The sequence below is a fragment of the Streptomyces sp. NPDC058864 genome (genome assembly GCF_042742985.1).
Taxonomy (GTDB): domain Bacteria; phylum Actinomycetota; class Actinomycetes; order Streptomycetales; family Streptomycetaceae; genus Actinacidiphila.
Genome location: NZ_JBHYMQ010000048.1, coordinates 32,996 through 51,372, shown reverse-complemented (window position 1 = coordinate 51,372; position 18,377 = coordinate 32,996). Strand labels below are relative to the sequence as shown.

At 70.7% G+C, this 18,377-nt stretch carries 20 protein-coding genes; 5 read left to right on the top strand and 15 right to left on the bottom strand.

Annotation, left to right across the window (positions count from 1 at the left end; genetic code table 11):
* Positions 1–7 precede the first annotated feature (7 nt).
* Both rph and ACFW3D_RS29180 read right to left on the bottom strand, forming a co-directional pair.
* Positions 8–754, bottom strand: a complete 747-nt coding sequence (gene rph, locus ACFW3D_RS29185; RefSeq protein WP_500508909.1) for a ribonuclease PH — start codon at positions 752–754, stop codon at positions 8–10.
* Positions 755–852: 98 nt separating this feature from the next.
* A complete protein-coding gene (locus ACFW3D_RS29180; RefSeq protein ID WP_499599268.1) occupies positions 853–1,086 on the bottom strand; it encodes a PTS sugar transporter subunit IIB in 234 nt (77 codons plus the stop codon).
* A 139-nt stretch (positions 1,087–1,225) separates the two neighbouring features.
* Here ACFW3D_RS29180 and ACFW3D_RS29175 point away from each other — a divergent pair, with 139 nt between their 5' ends.
* Positions 1,226–2,554: a PTS transporter subunit EIIC gene (locus ACFW3D_RS29175; protein ID WP_500508907.1), complete on the top strand. Its 1,329-nt coding sequence runs from the start codon at positions 1,226–1,228 to the stop codon at positions 2,552–2,554.
* Positions 2,555–2,674: 120 nt separating this feature from the next.
* On the top strand, positions 2,675–3,928 hold the full coding sequence (locus ACFW3D_RS29170) for a PTS transporter subunit EIIC (RefSeq protein ID WP_500508906.1): 1,254 nt from the start codon (positions 2,675–2,677) through the stop codon (positions 3,926–3,928).
* A 94-nt stretch (positions 3,929–4,022) separates the two neighbouring features.
* Here the strand turns inward: ACFW3D_RS29170 and ACFW3D_RS29165 are convergent, their stop codons facing one another.
* The 8 genes from ACFW3D_RS29165 to clpS all read right to left on the bottom strand — a co-directional run bounded on the left by ACFW3D_RS29165 (position 4,023) and on the right by clpS (position 9,668).
* Positions 4,023–4,775, bottom strand: a complete 753-nt coding sequence (locus tag ACFW3D_RS29165) for an MBL fold metallo-hydrolase (RefSeq protein ID WP_500508904.1) — start codon at positions 4,773–4,775, stop codon at positions 4,023–4,025.
* 228 nt (positions 4,776–5,003) lie between these two features.
* Positions 5,004–5,954 carry a PLP-dependent cysteine synthase family protein gene (locus ACFW3D_RS29160; RefSeq protein ID WP_500508902.1) on the bottom strand — a complete coding sequence of 317 codons (951 nt, stop codon included), beginning with the start codon at positions 5,952–5,954 and terminating at the stop codon, positions 5,004–5,006.
* Positions 5,954–6,232: a MoaD/ThiS family protein gene (locus tag ACFW3D_RS29155; protein WP_500508900.1), complete on the bottom strand. Its 279-nt coding sequence runs from the start codon at positions 6,230–6,232 to the stop codon at positions 5,954–5,956. Before ACFW3D_RS29155 ends, ACFW3D_RS29160 begins: the two co-directional genes overlap by 1 nt.
* Before the next feature lie 62 nt (positions 6,233–6,294).
* A complete protein-coding gene (locus ACFW3D_RS29150; RefSeq protein ID WP_322975702.1) occupies positions 6,295–6,399 on the bottom strand; it encodes a putative leader peptide in 105 nt (34 codons plus the stop codon).
* A 66-nt stretch (positions 6,400–6,465) separates the two neighbouring features.
* On the bottom strand, positions 6,466–6,891 hold the full coding sequence (locus ACFW3D_RS29145; protein ID WP_500508898.1) for a M67 family metallopeptidase: 426 nt from the start codon (positions 6,889–6,891) through the stop codon (positions 6,466–6,468).
* A gap of 104 nt (positions 6,892–6,995) precedes the next feature.
* Positions 6,996–8,432, bottom strand: coding sequence for an amino acid permease (locus ACFW3D_RS29140; RefSeq protein WP_500508896.1), 1,437 nt, complete (start codon positions 8,430–8,432; stop codon positions 6,996–6,998).
* Between the two features lie 305 nt (positions 8,433–8,737).
* Positions 8,738–9,304, bottom strand: coding sequence for a DUF2017 domain-containing protein (locus ACFW3D_RS29135; RefSeq protein ID WP_500508894.1), 567 nt, complete (start codon positions 9,302–9,304; stop codon positions 8,738–8,740).
* 52 nt (positions 9,305–9,356) lie between these two features.
* Positions 9,357–9,668, bottom strand: a complete 312-nt coding sequence (clpS, locus tag ACFW3D_RS29130; protein WP_431949157.1) for an ATP-dependent Clp protease adapter ClpS — start codon at positions 9,666–9,668, stop codon at positions 9,357–9,359.
* Positions 9,669–9,751: 83 nt separating this feature from the next.
* On the opposite strand from clpS, the gene ACFW3D_RS29125 reads away from it, so the two are divergent.
* Entirely contained in the window at positions 9,752–11,086 is a 1,335-nt protein-coding gene (locus ACFW3D_RS29125; protein WP_500508892.1) for a nicotinate phosphoribosyltransferase, read from the top strand.
* Between the two features lie 81 nt (positions 11,087–11,167).
* Positions 11,168–11,764 carry an isochorismatase family protein gene (locus ACFW3D_RS29120; RefSeq protein WP_500508889.1) on the top strand — a complete coding sequence of 199 codons (597 nt, stop codon included), beginning with the start codon at positions 11,168–11,170 and terminating at the stop codon, positions 11,762–11,764.
* 20 nt (positions 11,765–11,784) lie between these two features.
* On the opposite strand, the gene ACFW3D_RS29115 is transcribed toward ACFW3D_RS29120, so the two are convergent.
* Complete coding sequence (locus tag ACFW3D_RS29115; RefSeq protein WP_500508886.1) at positions 11,785–12,102, bottom strand: hypothetical protein; 318 nt, start codon at positions 12,100–12,102, stop codon at positions 11,785–11,787.
* Between the two features lie 75 nt (positions 12,103–12,177).
* A complete protein-coding gene (locus ACFW3D_RS29110; RefSeq protein WP_500508883.1) occupies positions 12,178–14,499 on the bottom strand; it encodes an immune inhibitor A domain-containing protein in 2,322 nt (773 codons plus the stop codon).
* Positions 14,500–14,852: 353 nt separating this feature from the next.
* On the opposite strand from ACFW3D_RS29110, the gene ACFW3D_RS29105 reads away from it, so the two are divergent.
* The gene (locus ACFW3D_RS29105) at positions 14,853–15,134 is read left to right on the top strand and encodes a hypothetical protein (protein WP_500508881.1); all 282 of its coding nucleotides are present in this window, start codon (positions 14,853–14,855) and stop codon (positions 15,132–15,134) included.
* 86 nt (positions 15,135–15,220) lie between these two features.
* On the opposite strand, the gene ACFW3D_RS29100 is transcribed toward ACFW3D_RS29105, so the two are convergent.
* The 3 genes from ACFW3D_RS29100 to ACFW3D_RS29090 all read right to left on the bottom strand — a co-directional run bounded on the left by ACFW3D_RS29100 (position 15,221) and on the right by ACFW3D_RS29090 (position 17,960).
* Positions 15,221–15,865 (bottom strand): RDD family protein, encoded by a 645-nt coding sequence (locus tag ACFW3D_RS29100; RefSeq protein WP_500508879.1) that lies wholly within the window; start codon positions 15,863–15,865, stop codon positions 15,221–15,223.
* Positions 15,866–15,945: 80 nt separating this feature from the next.
* Positions 15,946–16,644: an RDD family protein gene (locus ACFW3D_RS29095; RefSeq protein ID WP_500508876.1), complete on the bottom strand. Its 699-nt coding sequence runs from the start codon at positions 16,642–16,644 to the stop codon at positions 15,946–15,948.
* A 56-nt stretch (positions 16,645–16,700) separates the two neighbouring features.
* Positions 16,701–17,960, bottom strand: coding sequence for an RDD family protein (locus tag ACFW3D_RS29090; protein WP_500508874.1), 1,260 nt, complete (start codon positions 17,958–17,960; stop codon positions 16,701–16,703).
* Positions 17,961–18,377: the final 417 nt, after the last annotated feature.

Here is an 18,377-nt window from a genome sequence, read left to right as displayed (position 1 = left end):
CTCTTTGTCAGCTCTTGGCGATCTGTTCGAGTTCGGCGAGGGCGGCGCGCTGGAGCGCGTCGAGTTCGGCGCAGCCGGCGACGGCGAGGTCGAGGAGGTTGTTGAGTTCCTTGCGGTCGAAGGGCTGGCCCTCGGCGGTGCCCTGGACCTCGACGAAGCGGCCGTCGCCGGTGCAGACGACGTTCATGTCGGTCTCGGCGCGGACGTCCTCCTCGTAGCAGAGGTCGAGCATGGGGACGCCGTCGATGATGCCGACGCTGACGGCGCTGACGGTGCCGCTGAGGGGCTGGGCCTTGGCGCGGACGAGCTTGCGGCCGTGCATCCAGGTGACGGCGTCGGCGAGGGCGACGTAGGCACCGGTGATGGCGGCGGTGCGGGTGCCGCCGTCGGCCTGGAGGACGTCGCAGTCGAGGACGACGGTGTTCTCCCCGAGTGCCTTGTAGTCGATGACGGCGCGCAGGGAGCGGCCGATGAGGCGGGAGATCTCGTGGGTGCGGCCGCCGATCTTGCCGCGTACGGACTCGCGGTCGCCGCGGGTGTTGGTGGAGCGGGGCAGCATGGCGTACTCGGCGGTGACCCAGCCTTCGCCGCTGCCCTTGCGCCAGCGGGGGACGCCCTCGGTGACGGAGGCGGTGCAGAGGACCTTGGTGTCGCCGAAGGAGACGAGGACGGATCCTTCGGCGTGCTTGCTCCAGCCGCGCTGGATGGTGACGGGGCGGAGCTCTTCGGGGGTGCGGCCGTCGATACGAGACATGGCGTCGAGCCTAGTCGTAGCGCGGCCCGGGGCCCGTGCCGGTCCGGGAACGGGCCCCTTGCGGGTGAGGTGGGGGTGGTCCGGCGGTCAGTGCCGGGTCACATCATGTCCTCGATGTCGGCGGCGATGGGGTCGGCGTCGGTGCCGATGACGACCTGGATCGCGGTGCCCATCTTGACGACGCCGTGGGCTCCGGCGGCCTTGAGCGCGGCCTCGTCGACGAGCGAGGGGTCCTTGACCTCGGTGCGGAGACGGGTGATGCAGCCCTCGACCTCTTCGATGTTGTCGAGTCCGCCGAGCCCGGCGACGATCTTCTCTGCCTTGCTGGCCATCTGTACTCCTGGTTGGTCTCGGCCGTTCGGTCCGATTTCACACCGTAATGCAGTGGTGGACCGGTTTTGCGGGGATGCATGTGTGTCCCAGCCGCGCCGCAACTGGTCTACACCACATTACCTGCCGGGAGGTGCTCCCATGGGTTCGGACGCCGCCGCGGCCGCCCCGCGTCCGAGCCGGACGTGGGGTTCCGTGCTGTTCCAGGGGCTGCAGAAGATGGGGCGCAGCCTGCAGTTGCCGATCGCGGTGCTGCCGGCGGCGGGCATCCTCAACCGGCTGGGCCAGGACGACGTCTTCGGCCCCCAGGGCCTGGGCTGGGACGCGGTGGCGAAGGTGTTCGACGGCGCGGGCGGCGCGCTGCTGGACGGTTCGCTGGGGCTGCCGCTGCTGTTCGCGGTGGGTGTCGCCATCGGGATGGCGAAGAAGGCGGACGGCTCGACGGCGCTGGCGGCGGTGGCGGGCTTCCTCGTCTACTACGGGGTGCTGCACCAGTTCCCGCAGGACTGCCCGAAGGGGACGGCCTTCCTGGCGACGAGCACCATCAGCGGGGCGTGCATCCCGCCGGGGACGCCCGCGGCGGCGGCCCCGGCCGCGTACCAGAACCCGGGGGTGTTCGGCGGGATCGTGATCGGGCTGCTGACCGCCTTCTTCTGGCAGCGCTACCACCGCACGAAGCTGGTGGACTGGCTGGGCTTCTTCAACGGGCGCCGGCTGGTGCCGATCGTCATGGCGTTCGTCGCGATCGTCTTCGCGGTGCTGTGCGTGTTCGTCTGGCCGCCGATCGGTGCGGGGCTCACCTCGTTCAGCCAGTGGCTCACGGACCTGGGCTCGTACGGGGCGGGCATCTTCGGCGTGGCGAACCGGGCGCTGCTGACGGTGGGGCTGCACCAGTTCCTCAACGTCTTCGTGTGGTTCCAGTTCGGCAGCTTCACCAAGCCGGACGGGACGGTGGTGCACGGCGACATCAACCGCTTCCTGCAGGGCGACCCGACGGCCGGGCAGTTCACCTCGGGGTTCTTCCCGATCATGATGTTCGCCCTGCCGGCCGCCGCGCTGGCGATCACGCACTGCGCCCGCCCGTCCCGCCGCAAGGAGGTGGGGGGCCTGATGCTGTCGGTGGCGCTGACCTCGTTCGTGACGGGCATCACCGAGCCGATCGAGTACTCGTTCCTCTTCATCGCGCCGGCGTTGTACGCGATCCACGCGGTGCTGACCGGGGTGTCCATGGCGGTGACGTGGGGCCTGGGGGTGCACGACGGCTTCACGTTCTCGGCGGGGCTGATCGACTACGTCATCAACTGGAACCTCGCGACGAAGCCATGGCTGATCGTCCCGATCGGGCTGGCCTTCGCGGCGGTGTACTACGCGCTCTTCCGCTTCGTGATCACCAGGTTCGACCTGGCGACGCCGGGGCGCGAACCGGAGGAGATCGCGGAGGGGATGGAACGGGACAACGTCAAGGCGTAGCCGAGGCACCACGCTCGGGATTGTGGTCTAGACCACACCTGAGGAGGCTTTCCTTGACGCGTTGCTTACATGTTAATACTGGTCTACACCACTCGGTGGTTTAGACCAGGAGGACCCCCCATGACTACCGCCACCGCATCGGCGGCCCCCGCAGCGAAGAAGCGGGGCTCCGGCCTTTTCCAGGGCCTGCAGAAGGTCGGCCGCAGCCTGCAGCTGCCGATCGCCGTCCTGCCGGCGGCGGGCCTTCTGCTCCGTCTCGGCCAGCCCGACGTCTTCGGCGCGGACGGCCTCGGCTGGGACAAGGTCGCCTCGGTGTTCGCCACCGCCGGCGGCGCCGTGTTCGACAACCTGCCGCTGCTGTTCTGCATCGGCGTGGCGATCGGCTTCGCCAAGAAGGCGGACGGTTCGACCGCGCTCGCGGCGCTGGTCGGCTTCCTGGTCTACAGCAACGTCCTCAAGGCCTTCCCGGTCACCGAGGCCAAGGTCCAGGCGGGCGCGGACGTCGCCGCGACGTACAACAACCCCGGCGTCCTCGGCGGCATCATCATGGGCCTGCTGTCCGCCGTCCTGTGGCAGCGGTACCACCGCAAGCGGCTGGTGGACTGGCTGGGCTTCTTCAACGGCCGCCGGCTGGTGCCGATCATCATGGCCTTCGCGGGGGTCCTGGTCGGTGTCTTCTTCGGTCTGGTCTGGGAGCCCATCGGCGAGGTCATCAGCGACTTCGGCGAGTGGATGACCAGCCTCGGCTCCTTCGGCGCCGCGCTGTTCGGTCTGATCAACCGTGCGCTGATCCCGATCGGCATGCACCAGTTCGTGAACTCGGTGGCCTGGTTCCAGCTGGGTGACTTCACCAACTCCTCCGGCGCCGTCGTCCACGGCGACCTGACCCGGTTCTTCGCCGGCGACCCGCACGCCGGACAGTTCATGACCGGCTTCTTCCCGATCATGATGTTCGGTCTCCCGGCCGCCGCCCTGGCCATCGCCCACACGGCCCGCCCCGAGCGCCGCAAGGCCGTCACGGGCATGATGCTCTCGCTCGCGCTGACCTCCTTCGTCACCGGCGTCACCGAGCCGATCGAGTTCTCCTTCATGTTCATCGCGCCGCTGCTGTACGCGATCCACGCGGTGCTGACGGCCGTCTCCATGGCGGTGACCTGGGCTTTCGGCGTCCATGCCGGCTTCACCTTCTCGGCAGGCGGCATCGACTACCTGCTGAACTGGAACCTGTCGACCAAGCCGTGGCTGATCATCCCGATCGGACTCGTCTTCTCGGTGATCTACTACGTGGTCTTCCGCTTCGCGATCACCAAGTTCAACCTCCCCACTCCGGGCCGCGAGCCCGAGGAGGAGAACGAGGACCTCGTCAAGGCGTAGGGCGTAGCCTCCCCGCCGTACGCCGAAGCCCCCGGAACCACCTGGTTCCGGGGGCTTCGTGCTGCTCGGGGAGGGCGTGGGGGGGCGGGGGCGGTCAGACCTCGTAGACCGCGCCGGCCTTCGCCACCTCGACCGGGCCGTCGTAGACCTCGCGGGCGTGCTCGAGGGCGGTCTGCGGGTCGGTCCACGGCGGGATGTGGGTGAGGACGAGGCGCCCGGCGCCCGCGCGGTCAGCGTACTGGCCGGCCTCGCGGCCGTTGAGGTGCAGATCGGGGATGTCCTCCTTGCCGTGCGTGAAGGAGGCCTCGCACAGGAAGAGGTCGGTGCCCTCGGTGAGGGTCTGCAGCGCGTCACAGGGACCGGTGTCACCCGAATAGGTGATGGCGCGACCGCCGTGCTCGACACGGAAGCCGTACGCCTCGACGGGGTGGCTGACGACGTCCGCGGTGATAGTGAAGGGGCCGAGGCGGAAGGTGCCGGGTTCGAGGGTGCGGAAGTCGAAGACCTCGCTCATGCACTTCTCGTCGGGCACGTCCCCGTACGCGCTGGCCAGCCGCCGCTCGGTGCCCTCGGGACCGTAGACGGGGATGGCGTGGGCGGGACCGCCCTCGTGCCGGTAGTAGCGCGCGACGAAGTACCCGCACATGTCGATGCAGTGGTCCGCGTGCAGATGGCTCAGCAGGATGGCGTCGAGGTCGTAGAGACCGCAGTGGCGCTGCAGCTCGCCGAGGGCACCGTTGCCCATGTCGAGGAGCAGCCTGAAGCCGTCGGCCTCGATGAGGTAGCTCGAGCAGGCCGATTCCGCGGACGGGAACGAACCCGAGCAGCCGACGACGGTGAGCTTCATGTGCAGAAACCTCCGTGGATTGTTCCGGGGGTCTTGCGTTGGCGCGCCACGACGCCCCCGCTCCGCAGGGGGAGGGGGGAGGGGCGGGAGCGACCCGCCATGTGCTCTTGAGCGTAAGGCGCACGGCGGGTGCGTGCTCCTCCGCGGAGCTCCGTTGTGGGCGGAATCACCAGTACGGCGCCCTCGTCGCCGGAGGTCCGGCGGGGCGAGGGCGCCGTGGGCGGAGGATCAGGCCCAGAGCTGGCCGTGCAGGGCGGCGACGGCCGCCTCGGTGGACTCGGCGGTGTAGATGCCGGTCGACAGGTACTTCCAGCCGCCGTCCGCGACGACGAACACGATGTCGGCGCGTTCTCCGGCGCGTTCGGCCTTGCGGGCCACGCCGAGGGCGGCGTGCAGGGCGGCTCCGGTGGAGACGCCGGCGAATATGCCCTCCTGCTGGAGCAGTTCGCGGGTGCGGCGGACGGCGTCCTCGGAGCCGACGGAGAAGCGGGTGGTGAGGACGGACTCGTCGTACAGCTCGGGGATGAAGCCCTCGTCGAGGTTGCGCAGTCCGTAGACGAGGTCGTCGTAGCGGGGCTCGGCGGCGACGATCTGCACGCCGGGGACCTTCTCGCGCAGGTAGCGGCCGACGCCCATGAGGGTGCCGGTGGTGCCGAGGCCGGCGACGAAGTGGGTGACGGAGGGGAGGTCGGCGAGGATCTCGGGACCGGTCGTGGCGTAGTGGGCGCCGGCGTTGTCCGGGTTGCCGTACTGGTAGAGCATCACCCAGTCGGGGTGCTCGGCGGCGAGTTCCTTGGCGACGCGGACGGCGGTGTTGGAGCCGCCGGCGGCCGGGGAGGGGATGATCTCGGCGCCCCACATCGTGAGCAGTTCGCGCCGCTCGGACGAGGTGTTCTCGGGCATGACGCAGACCATGCGGTAGCCCTTGAGTTTGGCGGCCATGGCGAGCGAGATGCCGGTGTTGCCGGAGGTGGGTTCGAGGATCGTGCAGCCGGGGGTGAGGCGTCCGGCGCGTTCGGCCTGCTCGATCATGTGCAGGGCCGGGCGGTCCTTGACGGAGCCCGTGGGGTTGCGGTCCTCCAGCTTGGCCCAGACGGAGACCTCGGTGGAGGGGGACAGGCGCGGCAGCCGTACCAGCGGGGTGTTGCCGACGGCTGCCAGCGGGCTGTCGTATCGCATCAGCGCATTCCGCCCGCGACGGCCGGGAGGATCGTCACGCTGTCGCCGTCGGTGAGCTTGGTGGCGATGCCGTCGAGGAAGCGGACGTCCTCGTCGTTGAGGTAGACGTTGACGAAGCGCCGCAGCTCACCGGCGTCGACGATGCGCTCGCGGATGCCGGCGTGGCGGGTGTCGAGGTCGGCGAGGAGTTCGTCGAGGGTGCTGCCGCTGCCGTCGACGGCCTTGGCGCCGTCGGTGTAGGTGCGGAGGATGGTCGGGATGCGGACCTCGATGGCCATGCGTCGGCTCCAAGGGGTGCGTGAGTACGGCGGGAAGGCGGGGTGGCGCGGGCTGACGGTGCTCAGGCGCACGGACATGCCGCGCTGGCGAGGCGGCACAGGTCGACGTGCAGCCGCGCCACGAGCAGCGTGCCCGGCGCCTTGTCGCTCACGTCGAGGGAAACCATGGGGTCATCGTATCGATTCCCCCGGGGCCCCAGAGACGGATGTCCCAGGATGCGGACCGTGCCGTCTCAGATGTACGCGTCGACGATCTCGACGGGCTCCTCGGTGACCTCGCCGTCCAGGATGCGGAACGAGCGGAACTGGAAGGGGCCGGCGTCGTCGGTGTCGGCGGTGGAGACCAGCACGTAGTGGGCGCCGGGCTCGTTGGCGTAGGAGATGTCGGTGCGCGAGGGGTAGGCCTCGGTGGCGGTGTGGGAGTGGTAGATGACCACCGGCTCCTCGTCGCGGTCGTCGAGTTCGCGGTAGAGCTTGAGCAGATCGGTGGAGTCGAACTCGTAGAACGTGGGCGAGCGGGCCGCGTTGAGCATCGGGATGTGCCGTTCGGGCCGGCCGCTGCCGGCCGGTCCCGCGATCACGCCGCAGGCCTCGTCCGGGTGGTCGGCGCGCGCGTGGGCGACGAGTGCGTCGTGCAGGGCACGGGTGATGGTCAGCATGGTCGTCAGGATAAAGGGGTGCGTGCACGGCACCCGTTGCGAGGGCGGCGGCCGCCGTACGGGGGGCGTACGGCGGCCGCGGGCGGGGACGGGGGTCCCGGGGGCTACTCCTGCGCGAGGGCCGGGGCGGGGTCGGCGGGGGTGCGCCGCTTGAGGGCGAGGTAGCCGGTGCACAGCAGGGCCGACCAGACGAGCCAGACGTACAGGCCGAGGCGGGTGTCGGCGTCGGTCGCCATCAGGACGACGACGAAGAGCAGCGCCGCGATGCCGATCCAGTTGGTGACCGGGGCGCCCGGCATGCGGAAGTCGGAGGCGGGCAGCAGGCCGGCGCGGACCTTGGCGCGGTACCGCAGGTGCGCGGCGAGGATCATGATCCAGGTCCACAGGCCGGCGCAGGTCGCGACGGAGGTGATGTAGACGAACGCCTTGTCCGGGGAGACGACGTTGACGATCACGCCGATGCCCATGACGAGGGTGGACATGACGAGTGCGGGCAGCGGGAGTTGCCGGTCGCTGAGCTTCGCCACGGTCTTGGGGGCCTCGCCGTTGACGGCCAGGCCGCGCAGCATGCGTCCGGTGGAGTAGATGCCGGAGTTGCAGGAGGACAGGGCGGCGGTGAGGACGACGAAGTTCATGATCCCGGCGGCGCCGGGGATGCCGACCTGGACGAAGACCTGGACGAAGGGGCTGACTCCCGGGTCGTACTTGGTCCAGGAGAAGACGGACAGCAGGACGATCAGCGTGCCGACGTAGAAGATGCCGATGCGGACCGGGAGGGTGTTGATCGCCTTGCGCAGGGTCTGCTTGGGGTTCTCCGCCTCGCCGGCGGTGATGCCGACGAGTTCGACGCCGAGGTAGGCGAAGATCACGCCCTGCATGGCGAGCATGGCCTGCCAGGCGCCGTTGGGGGCGAAGCCGCCGTCGGTCCACAGGTGGGTGACGGAGGCGGTGTCGCCGGCGGAGGAGAAGCCGAAGGTCAGGATGCCGACACCGATGACGATCATCGCGATGATCGCGGTGACCTTGATCGTGGAGAACCAGAACTCCAGCTCGCCGAAGATCTTGACCGAGACGAGGTTGGCGACGAAGAGCACGACGAGGGCGACCGCCGCGGTGGACCAGACCGGCACCGACGGCCACCAGAAGTTGATGTAGGCGCCCGCGACGGTGACCTCGGACATGCAGGCGGTGACCCACAGGGCCCAGTACGACCAGCCCGTGGCGAAGCCGGCGAACGGCCCGAAGAACTCGCGGGCGTAGTCGGCGAAGCTGCCGGAGGTGGGGCGGTAGGTGAGGAGTTCGCCGAGGGCCCGCATGATGAAGAAGATCACGATGCCGGCGCCGGCGTAGCAGGCGATCAGGCTGGGCCCGATGGCGGCGATGCCCTTGCCGGACCCGTAGAACAGGCCGGTGCCGATGGCGCCGCCGATGGCGATCATCTGGACCTGGCGGGCGCTGAGTCCGCGCTGGTAGCCCTCTTCCGGAGACGCCCCCGTGGCGCCGCCGCCGGATTCGTACTGCTCGACCTGCGTCGAGGTCATGGTGCTGTGCCTTTCTCCATGCCCGTCCGGCCGCGACGGCCCGGATCGGGTTCCGATCCCCCCGGATGGTGGAGGTGCACGCCGGGGTCAGCCGGCCACGCGACCGACCGCGACAGGGGTGGCGTCACGGCCGGTGGTCGAGGATTCGTATCACGGGGTGTGCGCCGGACACGCAGCGCAAATGTGGCACACCGCACAGGGAGAAGCGGACAAAAGGTGCGCCGAACGGGAAGGCGGTCCGCTCGGGTGACGCGATCGTTATCCGGAATTGAGCGTCGTCTGAGCGAACGGACGCCCTCCTCGGATCACGGCATGAGGGTCTCCACCAGGCTCTCCTGGAGCGCCCCGAGCCAGAGGTAGGCCATGACGAGCGGCTTGCGCGGGTCGGAGTCCGGCAGCCGGTACAGCTCGCTGTCCTCGTCGTCGCTGATCTCCAGCCGGGTCCCCATGGTCAGCCGCAGGTCGTTGAGGGCGCCGAGCCACTGGCGCGCCTGCCCGGTGTCGAGGGTCAGCACCGCTCCCCCGTCGCCGCCGGAGGCCAGCGCGTCGAGGCTGCGGACGACGGCGAGGGCGTCGTCGCGCTTGCGGGCGCGCAGGTCGTTCTCGGTGAAACGGCGGAACTCCGAGGAGTCCGCCTCCTCCTCGTACGCGTCCGGGAAGAGCCGGGCCAGCGCCGGGTCCTGCGGGGGCCGGGTGGGGCCCTCGGCGAACAGCTCGGCCAGCGGGTCGGCCGGTTCGGCGTCGGCGGCGGCGTCGCCGGGGCCGATCAGTTCCAGCAGCTGCACGGCCAGGCTGCGCAGGATGGAGATCTCGACCGCGTCGAGCGCGACGGCGGCGCCGCCTCCGGCAGTGGTCTGGAAGTACCCGGGCATGTCGGTATCAGCCGTCCCTCAGGGGCTCGGTGGTCTCGGTGGTCTCGTGGCCTCAGCGGTCCTGCGTCAGGGTGGCCCACAGGCCGTAGCCGTGCATCGCCTGCACGTCGCGCTCCATCTCCTCGCGCGTGCCGCTGGACACCACGGCCCGGCCCTTGTGGTGCACGTCGAGCATGAGCTTGGTGGCCTTGTCCTTCGGGTAGCCGAAGTACGCCTGGAAGACGTAGGTCACGTAGCTCATCAGATTGACCGGGTCGTTGTGGACGACAGTCACCCAGGGAACGTCCGGGGACGGCACCTCGAAGGGGGCCTCGCTCGACTCGGTCCGTTCGATCTCAGCGGGGGCGACACTCACGTGACCCATGCTGTCACCAGACGGTGCCCGCAGGGAAACCGGCCCCCGAGAAATCGTCACTCTGACGAGAGTTGGGGGTAGCATCCTCAGACATGAGCACCGCAGACCTGGGGCTGCCCGTCGCTGTCCCCTCCACCGCACTGTTCACCGACCGGTACGAGCTGACCATGCTGCAGGCCGCGCTGCGCAGCGGCGCCGCCCACCGCCGTTCGGTGTTCGAGGTGTTCACCCGCCGGCTGCCCGAGGGGCGCCGGTACGGGGTGGTGTGCGGCACCGGCAGGGTGCTGGACGCCGTGGAGAACTTCCGCTTCGACGACGGCATCCTGTCGTTCCTGGAACGGGAGGGGGTGGTGGACGGGCCGACCCTCGAATGGCTGGCCGGCTACCGCTTCCGCGGCGACGTCCTCGGCTACCCCGAGGGCGAGGTGTACTTCCCCGGCTCGCCGGTCATGCGGATCGAGGGCACCTTCGCCGAGGCGGTGCTGCTGGAGACGGTGGTGCTGTCGATCCTCAACCACGACTCGGCGATCGCGGCCGCCGCCTCCCGGATGGCCGTGGCCGCGGGGGGCCGGCCGCTCATGGAGATGGGCGCCCGCCGCACCCACGAGCTGGCGGCGGTGGCGGCCTCCCGGGCCGCCTACGTCGGGGGCTTCGCCTCCTCCAGCAACCTGGCCGCCGGCTTCCGCTACGGCCTGCCGACCATCGGCACCAGCGCGCACGCCTTCACCCTGCTCCACGACGACGAACGGGACGCCTTCACCGCGCAGGTCGAGTCGCTCGGCCGCGGCACCACCTTGCTGGTCGACACCTTCGACGTGGCGTCGGCCGTCCGGGCCGCCGTGGAGATCGCCGGTCCCGGGCTCGGGGCCGTGCGCATCGACTCCGGTGACCTGCTGCTGCTCGCCCACCGGGTGCGGCAGCAGCTGGACGACCTGGGCGCAAAGGACACCCGGATCGTGGTCACCTCGGACCTGGACGAGTACGCGATCGCCTCGCTGGCCGCGGCGCCGGTCGACGCGTACGGCGTCGGCACCTCCCTGGTGACCGGCAGCGGGCAGCCGACCTGCTCGATGGTCTACAAACTGGTCGCCCGCGCCGCCTCCGACGACCCCGCCGCACCCCTGGTGCCGGTCGCCAAGAAGTCCATGGGCGGCAAGACCAGCATCGGCGGGCGCAAGTGGGCGGCCCGGCGGCTGGACGCCGACGGAATCGCCGAGGCGGAGGTGATCGGCACCGGACCGGTCCCGGGGCCGCTGGCGGACCGGCAGCTGCTGGTACCGCTGGTGCTGGGCGGCGAGACCGTGCACCGGGAGCCGCTGGAGGCCGCCCGCGCCCGCCACATCGAGGCGCGCGCCGGACTGCCGCTGTCCGCGACCCAGCTGTCGCGCGGCGAGCCGGTGCTGCCCACCGAGTACATCACCCACTGATCCGCCGGGGGGCGGCCTGCCTCGGCGGGGCGCCGCTCACTACAGTCGACAAGCGACAGCGACGGGAAAGGACCGAGCGCCATGCACCGCGCACTGATCGTCGTGGACGTGCAGAACGACTTCTGCGAGGGCGGCAGCCTGCCGGTCGCCGGCGGCGCCGAGGTCGCCGCGGCCATCACCGACCTGGTCGGGGACGCCACCGCCGGATACCGGCACGTCGTGGCCACCCGCGACCACCACGTCTCCCCCGGCGGGCACTTCGCCGACCACCCCGACTTCGTCCACACCTGGCCGCCGCACTGCGTCGCCGGCACCGAGGGCGTCGGCTTCCACCCCAACTTCGCGCCGGCGGTCGCCTCCGGCGCGGTGGAGGCGGTCTTCGACAAGGGCGCCTACGCGGGTGCGTACAGCGGCTTCGAGGGCGCCGACGAGAACGGCACGGGGCTCGCCGAGTGGCTGCGCGAGCGCCATGTGGCGGAGGTCGACGTGGTCGGCATCGCCACCGACCACTGCGTCCGGGCGACCGCGCTGGACGCCGTGCGGGAGGGCTTCCGCACCCGGGTGCTGCTCGACCTGACGGCGGGCGTCATGGCGGGGACGACCGAGCGGGCGCTGGAGGAGCTGCGCGCGGCCGGCGCGGAGCTGTCCGGGAAGCCGGTGGTGCGCGACCAGGCCTGAAGCCCGGACCGCACCCGGGTTCACCGGCGGACCGTCGGGCCCAGCAGTGCCGCGATCGACTGCCAGGCGGCGGCGGGGGGCGAGGGGATGCGGCGCCAGACCAGGCCGTCGGGGTGGTGGAGGACGGCGTTGATCTCGTCGGACGTCGGGGGTTCCATGTTGCCGACGAGGCGGACGGTCCGGAAGCCGAGGTTCCGCAGACGGGTCAGCGCGCGCTGGCGGTTGACCGCGACGACGAGCACCCTGATGTGTTCGTCCGGGGCCCCGCCGGGCGAGGGCAACCGGAGGGCCACGACGACGTCGCCGCTGGGGAGCCGGGTGAAACCGCCGCTGGCCATAAGCACATGATCGGCAGATCGGCCCCCGTCCACCAGGGGACGGGGGCCGATCAGGTCACTTCCGGCAGTGCGCGATCACTTCTTGGAGGGGCTGACCAGGAGGGTGACGGTGCTGCCGTCCCGGGCCTCGTGGATGATCGTGATGCGGGTGTTGGTCGGGGCCGTCTTCACGCTGCCCGTGGGGTTCTCCGAGGACCAGTAGGAGTTCCTGTCGTCGAAGACCGGGTTGCCGGGCAGGCTCGGGATCTTGGTGGCGACGCCGGCCTTGTGCAGGGTGAGGGCGTCGGTGCGGGCCCAGGTGAACGTGGAGTCGTAGGACTGCACGCGGTTGCGCTGCAGCGTGCCGTCCTTCCACTTCAGCGCCTTGGGGTGGGCGTCGATCGGAAGGATCCGGCCGGCACCCGGGTGCGCGCTGACGTTGTTGTCGTTCATCGAGGTGTCCCACAGCCAGATCAGCAGGCCGTTCTGGTACGCGTAGTGCTCGACCCAGTTGTCCTTGGGGGCGGCGAACCCGAAGTTGTACGGGCCGACCTTGAGGGTCTTGTCGTACGAGACGTACTGCCGGTTCTCCGCGATGTAGTACTGCGCGTACTCCTCGGAGAACGTGGAGCCCTTGGCCGTGAAGCCGTTCGCGGTCCAGCCGTTGTCACCGGACTCGGCGCCGTCGCTGAACACGGTCGCGCCGTCGGCGGTCAGGGTGATCGCGTCGGCGAGGAAGCCCTTCTGGGCCACGCCGCCGTCGGACTGGTAACGGAAGCGGAGCTTGACCGACTTGCCGGCGTAGGCGTCCAGCGGGAGCACCATGTCCTGGTACGAGGCCGCGGTGCCGGTCAGCGCGGGCTTGCCGCTGGCGTCGCGCGGGAGCGGGGCGCCGCCGATCGTGCCGTCGACCGCGGTCCAGGTGGCGCCGCCGTCGGTGGACACCTCGGTGTAGAGGTAGTCGTAGTTCTCCTCGATGTCGTACCAGCCCTTGAGGGCCAGGCTCGCCGAGGACTTGCCGGTGAGGTCGACGTCGCGGGTGAGGGTGTTGCTCAGGTTGTCACCGCTGCCGCTCCACCACTGCCTGGTGCCCTCGGCCGGGGTGGCCAGCTCGGTGGTCACGGTCTTCTCCGGGAGCGTGACGACCAGGCCCTGCTTCTTCGCGGTGTTGTACTCCGCGACGCCGAGGGTGCTGACCGAGGTCTTGCCGGCCTTGGCGGTGGCGTAGTTCAGCCAGCCCAGCTGCAGCTTGTCCCAGGCCGTCATGTCGCCGGGGAGGTCGCCGATGGCGTCCTCGCCGGTGCCGAGCCAGGAGCCGGACGACATCAGCGTCCAGAAGCCCGTGGAGTTCTCGGCGGTGTTGGTGGTGTCGTAGTGGTCCGGCAGACCGAGGTCGTGGCCGAACTCGTGGGCGAAGACACCGAGGCCGCCGTTCTCCGGCTGGACGGTGTAGTCGCCGACCCAGACGCCGGTGTCGCCGATCTGGGTGCCGCCGAGCAGGTTGCCCTCCGGGCCGGTGGCGCCGGCGTCGGTGCCGTACGCGTACCAGCGGTGGGCCCAGATCGCGTCCTCGCCCTGGGCGCCGCCGCCGGCGGACTCGTCCTCACCGGCGTGCACGATCTGGAAGTGGTCGATGTAGCCGTCGGGCTCGTTGAAGTTGCCGTCGCCGTCGTAGTCGTAGCGGTCCCACTGGTCGTACTCGGCCAGCTTCGCCTTGATCGTGGCGGCGCTGTCACCGGCGGCCTCGCGCGCGGCGACCCACTTGTTCACCGCGTCCGCGACGAGGTTCCAGGTGCAGGTGTCGCACTTGTTGCTGCCGTACCGGGCCTCGTTCCAGTCGACCTTGACCCAGTCGGCGACCTCGCCGGCGACGGAGTAGCGGCCGGAGGACTGCCTCTCGTAGTACTTGGCCATGGACTCCGTGTCCTTGGCCTTCGAGAAGTACAGGTCCTGGAAGTGCTGCCGGTTGTAGTCGGCCTGCCATTCCGTGCTGTTGTCCTTGGTGCGGTCCGGCTTGGCTATCTGGTTGTGCGCGGGACCGGCCGTACCTCCGTACGCGGGGTCGACCCCGTTGCCGAACTCGGCCAGGATCACGAAGATCTTGTCGGTCTTCTCGCGCGCGAGCTCGACGTACTTGTTCTTGCCGAGCTTCACCACGTCCGAGGCGCCGCGGTCCTCGACCTTGGACTTGCCGGAGATGACCTGCTCGATCGCCTGCTGGCGCTGTGCGGCCTGACGCTCGCTCAGCGGGCCCTTCAGATCGTGCTCGACACGCTCCGCCTTCGCCGGGTCGTGCCGCACGACACGACCGGCCTGCGTGTCGGCCTGGGCTGCCGCGACGGGAAAGGCGGTGGCGCCTATTGCGGCGATCGCCACGGCCAGAGCGGCGGATCTGATGGTCCGTCGTTGGCTTATCACGATGGTTTGACCTCCCTAGGGTGAAGCCATTGCACCGGAGTGACGCATGAAAAGACAGATCTTGACTTGACCATGACCGACAAGTACGGTGAGCGACCGTCCCGTTGCACATAGCGGACACGGCAGCCCGATCAAGTACCTTTCACCGCAACTTCGTTGGGCCGCGGAAGATCGTGATGCGACCCCGTGCGCCCCCCGTGCTTCCGCACCGTGGGTTAGGTCACGCTTACCAGGCGTTCCGCGCGGGCATCTCGCACCGTAGGGTCGGTGGTTGGCGTGCCACGTCCGAACCACCGGAAGACGGCCCTGGCCGACGCTCCGCCACAATCGACGCATATGAGGACGGATCAGCCATGCCACGTCCCACCCCCGCCCAGCTGACGTACGGTTCCGCGACCGTGGTGCTCTCCACCCTCGCGATGCTGCTGCTCTCCGAGGCGAGATCGGGCTTCGCCGTGGCGGTCATCGCCGCGGCGGGACTGGCGCTCGGCGTCCTGGTCGCCGTGACGGCGACGATCCCGGCCGGCGCGCGCCGCGCCAGGCGCGAAGTGCCCGTCGAGCGGCACCCGGTCCCGCGGCCCCGCGTGCGCGGCACCGCCGAGGCCCGGCTGGGCGAGCACTCGCTGCGGCGCTGAGCGCCGCACCCCCCGGAACACGACGACGGCCCCGGAGCGGATGCTCCGGGGCCGTCGTCTTCGTCCGTCTTCGCGGGAGTTGCGTGTCAGACCTGGACGACGACGGTCTTGGCCGCCTTGTCGTGCCAGCACTGGCGGTACGGCTTGTCCCACAGGTGCCACAGGGCGTTCAGCAGCGAGGGGATGGCACCCAGGCACGGGATGACGTTGCTGACCACACCCAGGCCCGCGTACACGCCGGCCCGGGCCCAGGCCGCGTCCACGGGCACGCCGCCGTCGGAGAGCCGCGCGACCCGGATCTTCATGACCTTCTTGCCGACCGTCTGCCCCGAGGCCCGCAGCATGAGCGCCTCGTACGCGAAGAGCGCGGCGCTGAGCAGCAACGAAGCCAGGATGCTCTTCCCGTAGCTTCCGGAGAAGCCCACGATGAGGAACACCACGACGGCGACCGGGATGAAGATAAGGGCGTCGATGAGCCGGGCGAGGAAGCGCTGGCCGCTGGTGGCCAGCGGGGGCATGCCCGCCAGGGCCGGGTCCGTCGGCATCTGCCCGTAGCCGGGCCCCTGCTGCGGATAGGCGTAGGGCTGCTGCTGCTGCGGGAACGGCTGCTGGTCGTAAGGGTTCTGGCCCTGGGGGTGCGGCTGCTGCCCGTACGGCTGCTGCCCGTACGGGTTCTGGTCCCCCGAGCCGCCCTGCGGGTAACCGTAGCCGGGCGGTTGATTCGAACTCATGGAGTGAGTAAATCAGCCGGGCATGACGGCGCATAGACGCAGATGGTCACGGCCCTGCGACGATCACCCCACAGTGTGCCTTACTCCACCGAAACCACCACGGTTTGCCCCGCTTTGTCATGAAGGCACTGCCGGTAGGGCTTGTCCCAGGTGCACCAGAGCACCTCGATGATCCAGAAGATCTCACCGCAGCACGGGATGATCGGCACCAGCGAGTAGACCGCCTCCCGCTTCAGCGCCGCCGGGGTCGTGGGGTTGGTGCCGTCGGTGAGCATGCCGACGCGCACCCTGAGCAGCTTCTTGCCGAGGCTCTGCCCGTACCGGGTGAGCATGAACACCTGGTAGGCCAGGTAGACAACGGCGTAGATCACGCCCTGGGAGAACAGCGCGCCGGTGGCGTTGTAGTCGTAGTTCCAGATCAGCCCGGTGAGGCCGTAGACCGGGATGCCGATGATCAGCCCGTCGACGATGCGCGCGACCAGCCTGCGCCCCCGGTTCGCCAGCGGGGGCATCCCCGCCAGGGGATCGGGCTCGCCCGCGCCGTAGGTGCCGCTCGCGTACGGGTCGCCGCCGCCGTAGCCCGGGGGCGGCTGGTCGTAGGGCGAGCCGCCGGGCGGGGGCTGGTAGGGGGGCGGCGGGTACGGCTGCTGACCGGGTGGAGGCTGCTGTCCCGGGGGTTGCTGCCCGGGCGGCGGTGACTGCCCGGGCGGCGGCTGCGCGGGCCCGGACGGCTCCCGGGGCGGCTTGGCGAACGGGTCCTCGGGCTGGTCGGTGCTCATGCCCCGAGTGAAACCCGGACGATTCGCCGGCGCCTCCGGCGGGGGCCGTTCGGGTGTCAGCGCTCGCGGGCCACGAAGGTGCGCGCCGCCTTGTCGTGCCAGCACTGCCGCCACGGCCGGTCGAAGAGGCACCACACCAGCCCGAGGAAGCCGATCACGAGCACGTCCAGCACCGTGTGGGTGAGCCAGCGGCGCAGCGCCTGCCCGAAGCCCGGCTCGTACTGGCTCTCGATGTCGAGCACCCGCAGGCCGAGCAGCTTCTTGCCCAGGGTGCGGCCCCACTTGGCGGTGGGCAGCACCTCGTAGAGCAGTCCGGTGACGAGCGCGACGGCGGCGACGATGCCCAGTTGCAGACCCGTCGTGCCGTCGATCAGCCAGACCGTGACCTCCTCGCCGGTCAGCCGGGCGGCGTCCACCTTGTCGCGCAGGTGCTCGTAGCCCGCCGTGCCCAGCGGCACCGCGGCCGCCGCGACGACCGCGCCCACCACGACGGTGTCGATCAGCCGGGCCACCAGCCGCTTCCCCGGCGACGCGGGGCGTGCCTGCTGCTGCGCGGAGGCGAAGGGGTCGTCGGCGACCGGCCGCCAGGGCGTGGGGGCCGCCGCCTCCCCGCCCTGCGACGGGACCTGACGGGCCAGGTCGTGCACCTGCTGCGCCCACGGGACGGCCGCGGGCTGCTGCCCCGGCACGGCGCTCTCGGTCGGCGCGGACGCGGTGGCCGCGCGGGCGGCCGCGGGAGCCGGGGCGGGCGCCGGAGCCGGGGCGGGCGCCGGCGAAGGGGCGGGGGCCGCGGCCTGTGCCGGTGCCGGTACGGGCGCGGCGGGCTGCTCGGGGCGCTCGGGGGTGCCCCACGACACCCGGGGCGAGGGGGTCTGCCGGGCCGGGTCGGCGGCCCACGCCCGCTCCGGAGCGGGCTGCGGACGGAACTCCTCACGCGGCTGCTCCACGGGAAGCGCCTGCTGCGGCTGCTGTGCCTGCAGCCCGGTGACGGTCTCGGGTCCGCGTTCGGCCCGCGGCGCCCGCGGGTCCTCGTCCAGGAACATCGGCCCGGACTCCTCCAGTGCGGGGGTCCGCGGCGTCGCGGCCGCCTCCGGGACCTCCGGCACCGGGGGGACGGGGGGCGGTGCCAGCGCGGGCCCGGCCGCGGCCACGGCCGCACCGGACGGCGGCGCGAGGTCCTCCCCGGGCCGCGGCGCGGGACGGCTCGTGCCGGGCACCCACGAGGAGCCGTTCCAGTACCGGATGTAGCCCGGGATGGACGGGTCCGGGTAGTACCCGGGACCGGGCAGGCTCCCGCCGCTGCTACCGGAGGTCATCCGTGACAACTCCCCTCACGACCGACACGCTCGACCAGCTCGCCGTCCCCCGGCGTGCAAGGAGGACACTAACGAAGAACGCGGCGGGCGGACGAAAGAAACGATCCACGGGCGAGGATCGGCATTCCGGGGCAAATCCCGGCGACCGAACCGATACGCTTCCGAACTGACACCGCCTCGGACGGACGGGGACGTGCGCGCCGCGGAGCCGTGGGCGCGGCGGGGGCGGGAACGGGAGGACCGTCGCGGCACCGTACGCACCCCCAGGAGGGGCGGACGGCGACGTTCCGTGTGTACCGCATCCATCTCGCGAGTGCCGGGCCTTCGGGGAAAGTCCTCCCGATCGCCGGAACCCGCGTAATGGTGAAGGCCGTATGCGCTCTCTCCCGGTGCGGGCCCCGCGCAGCACCCGCCGCG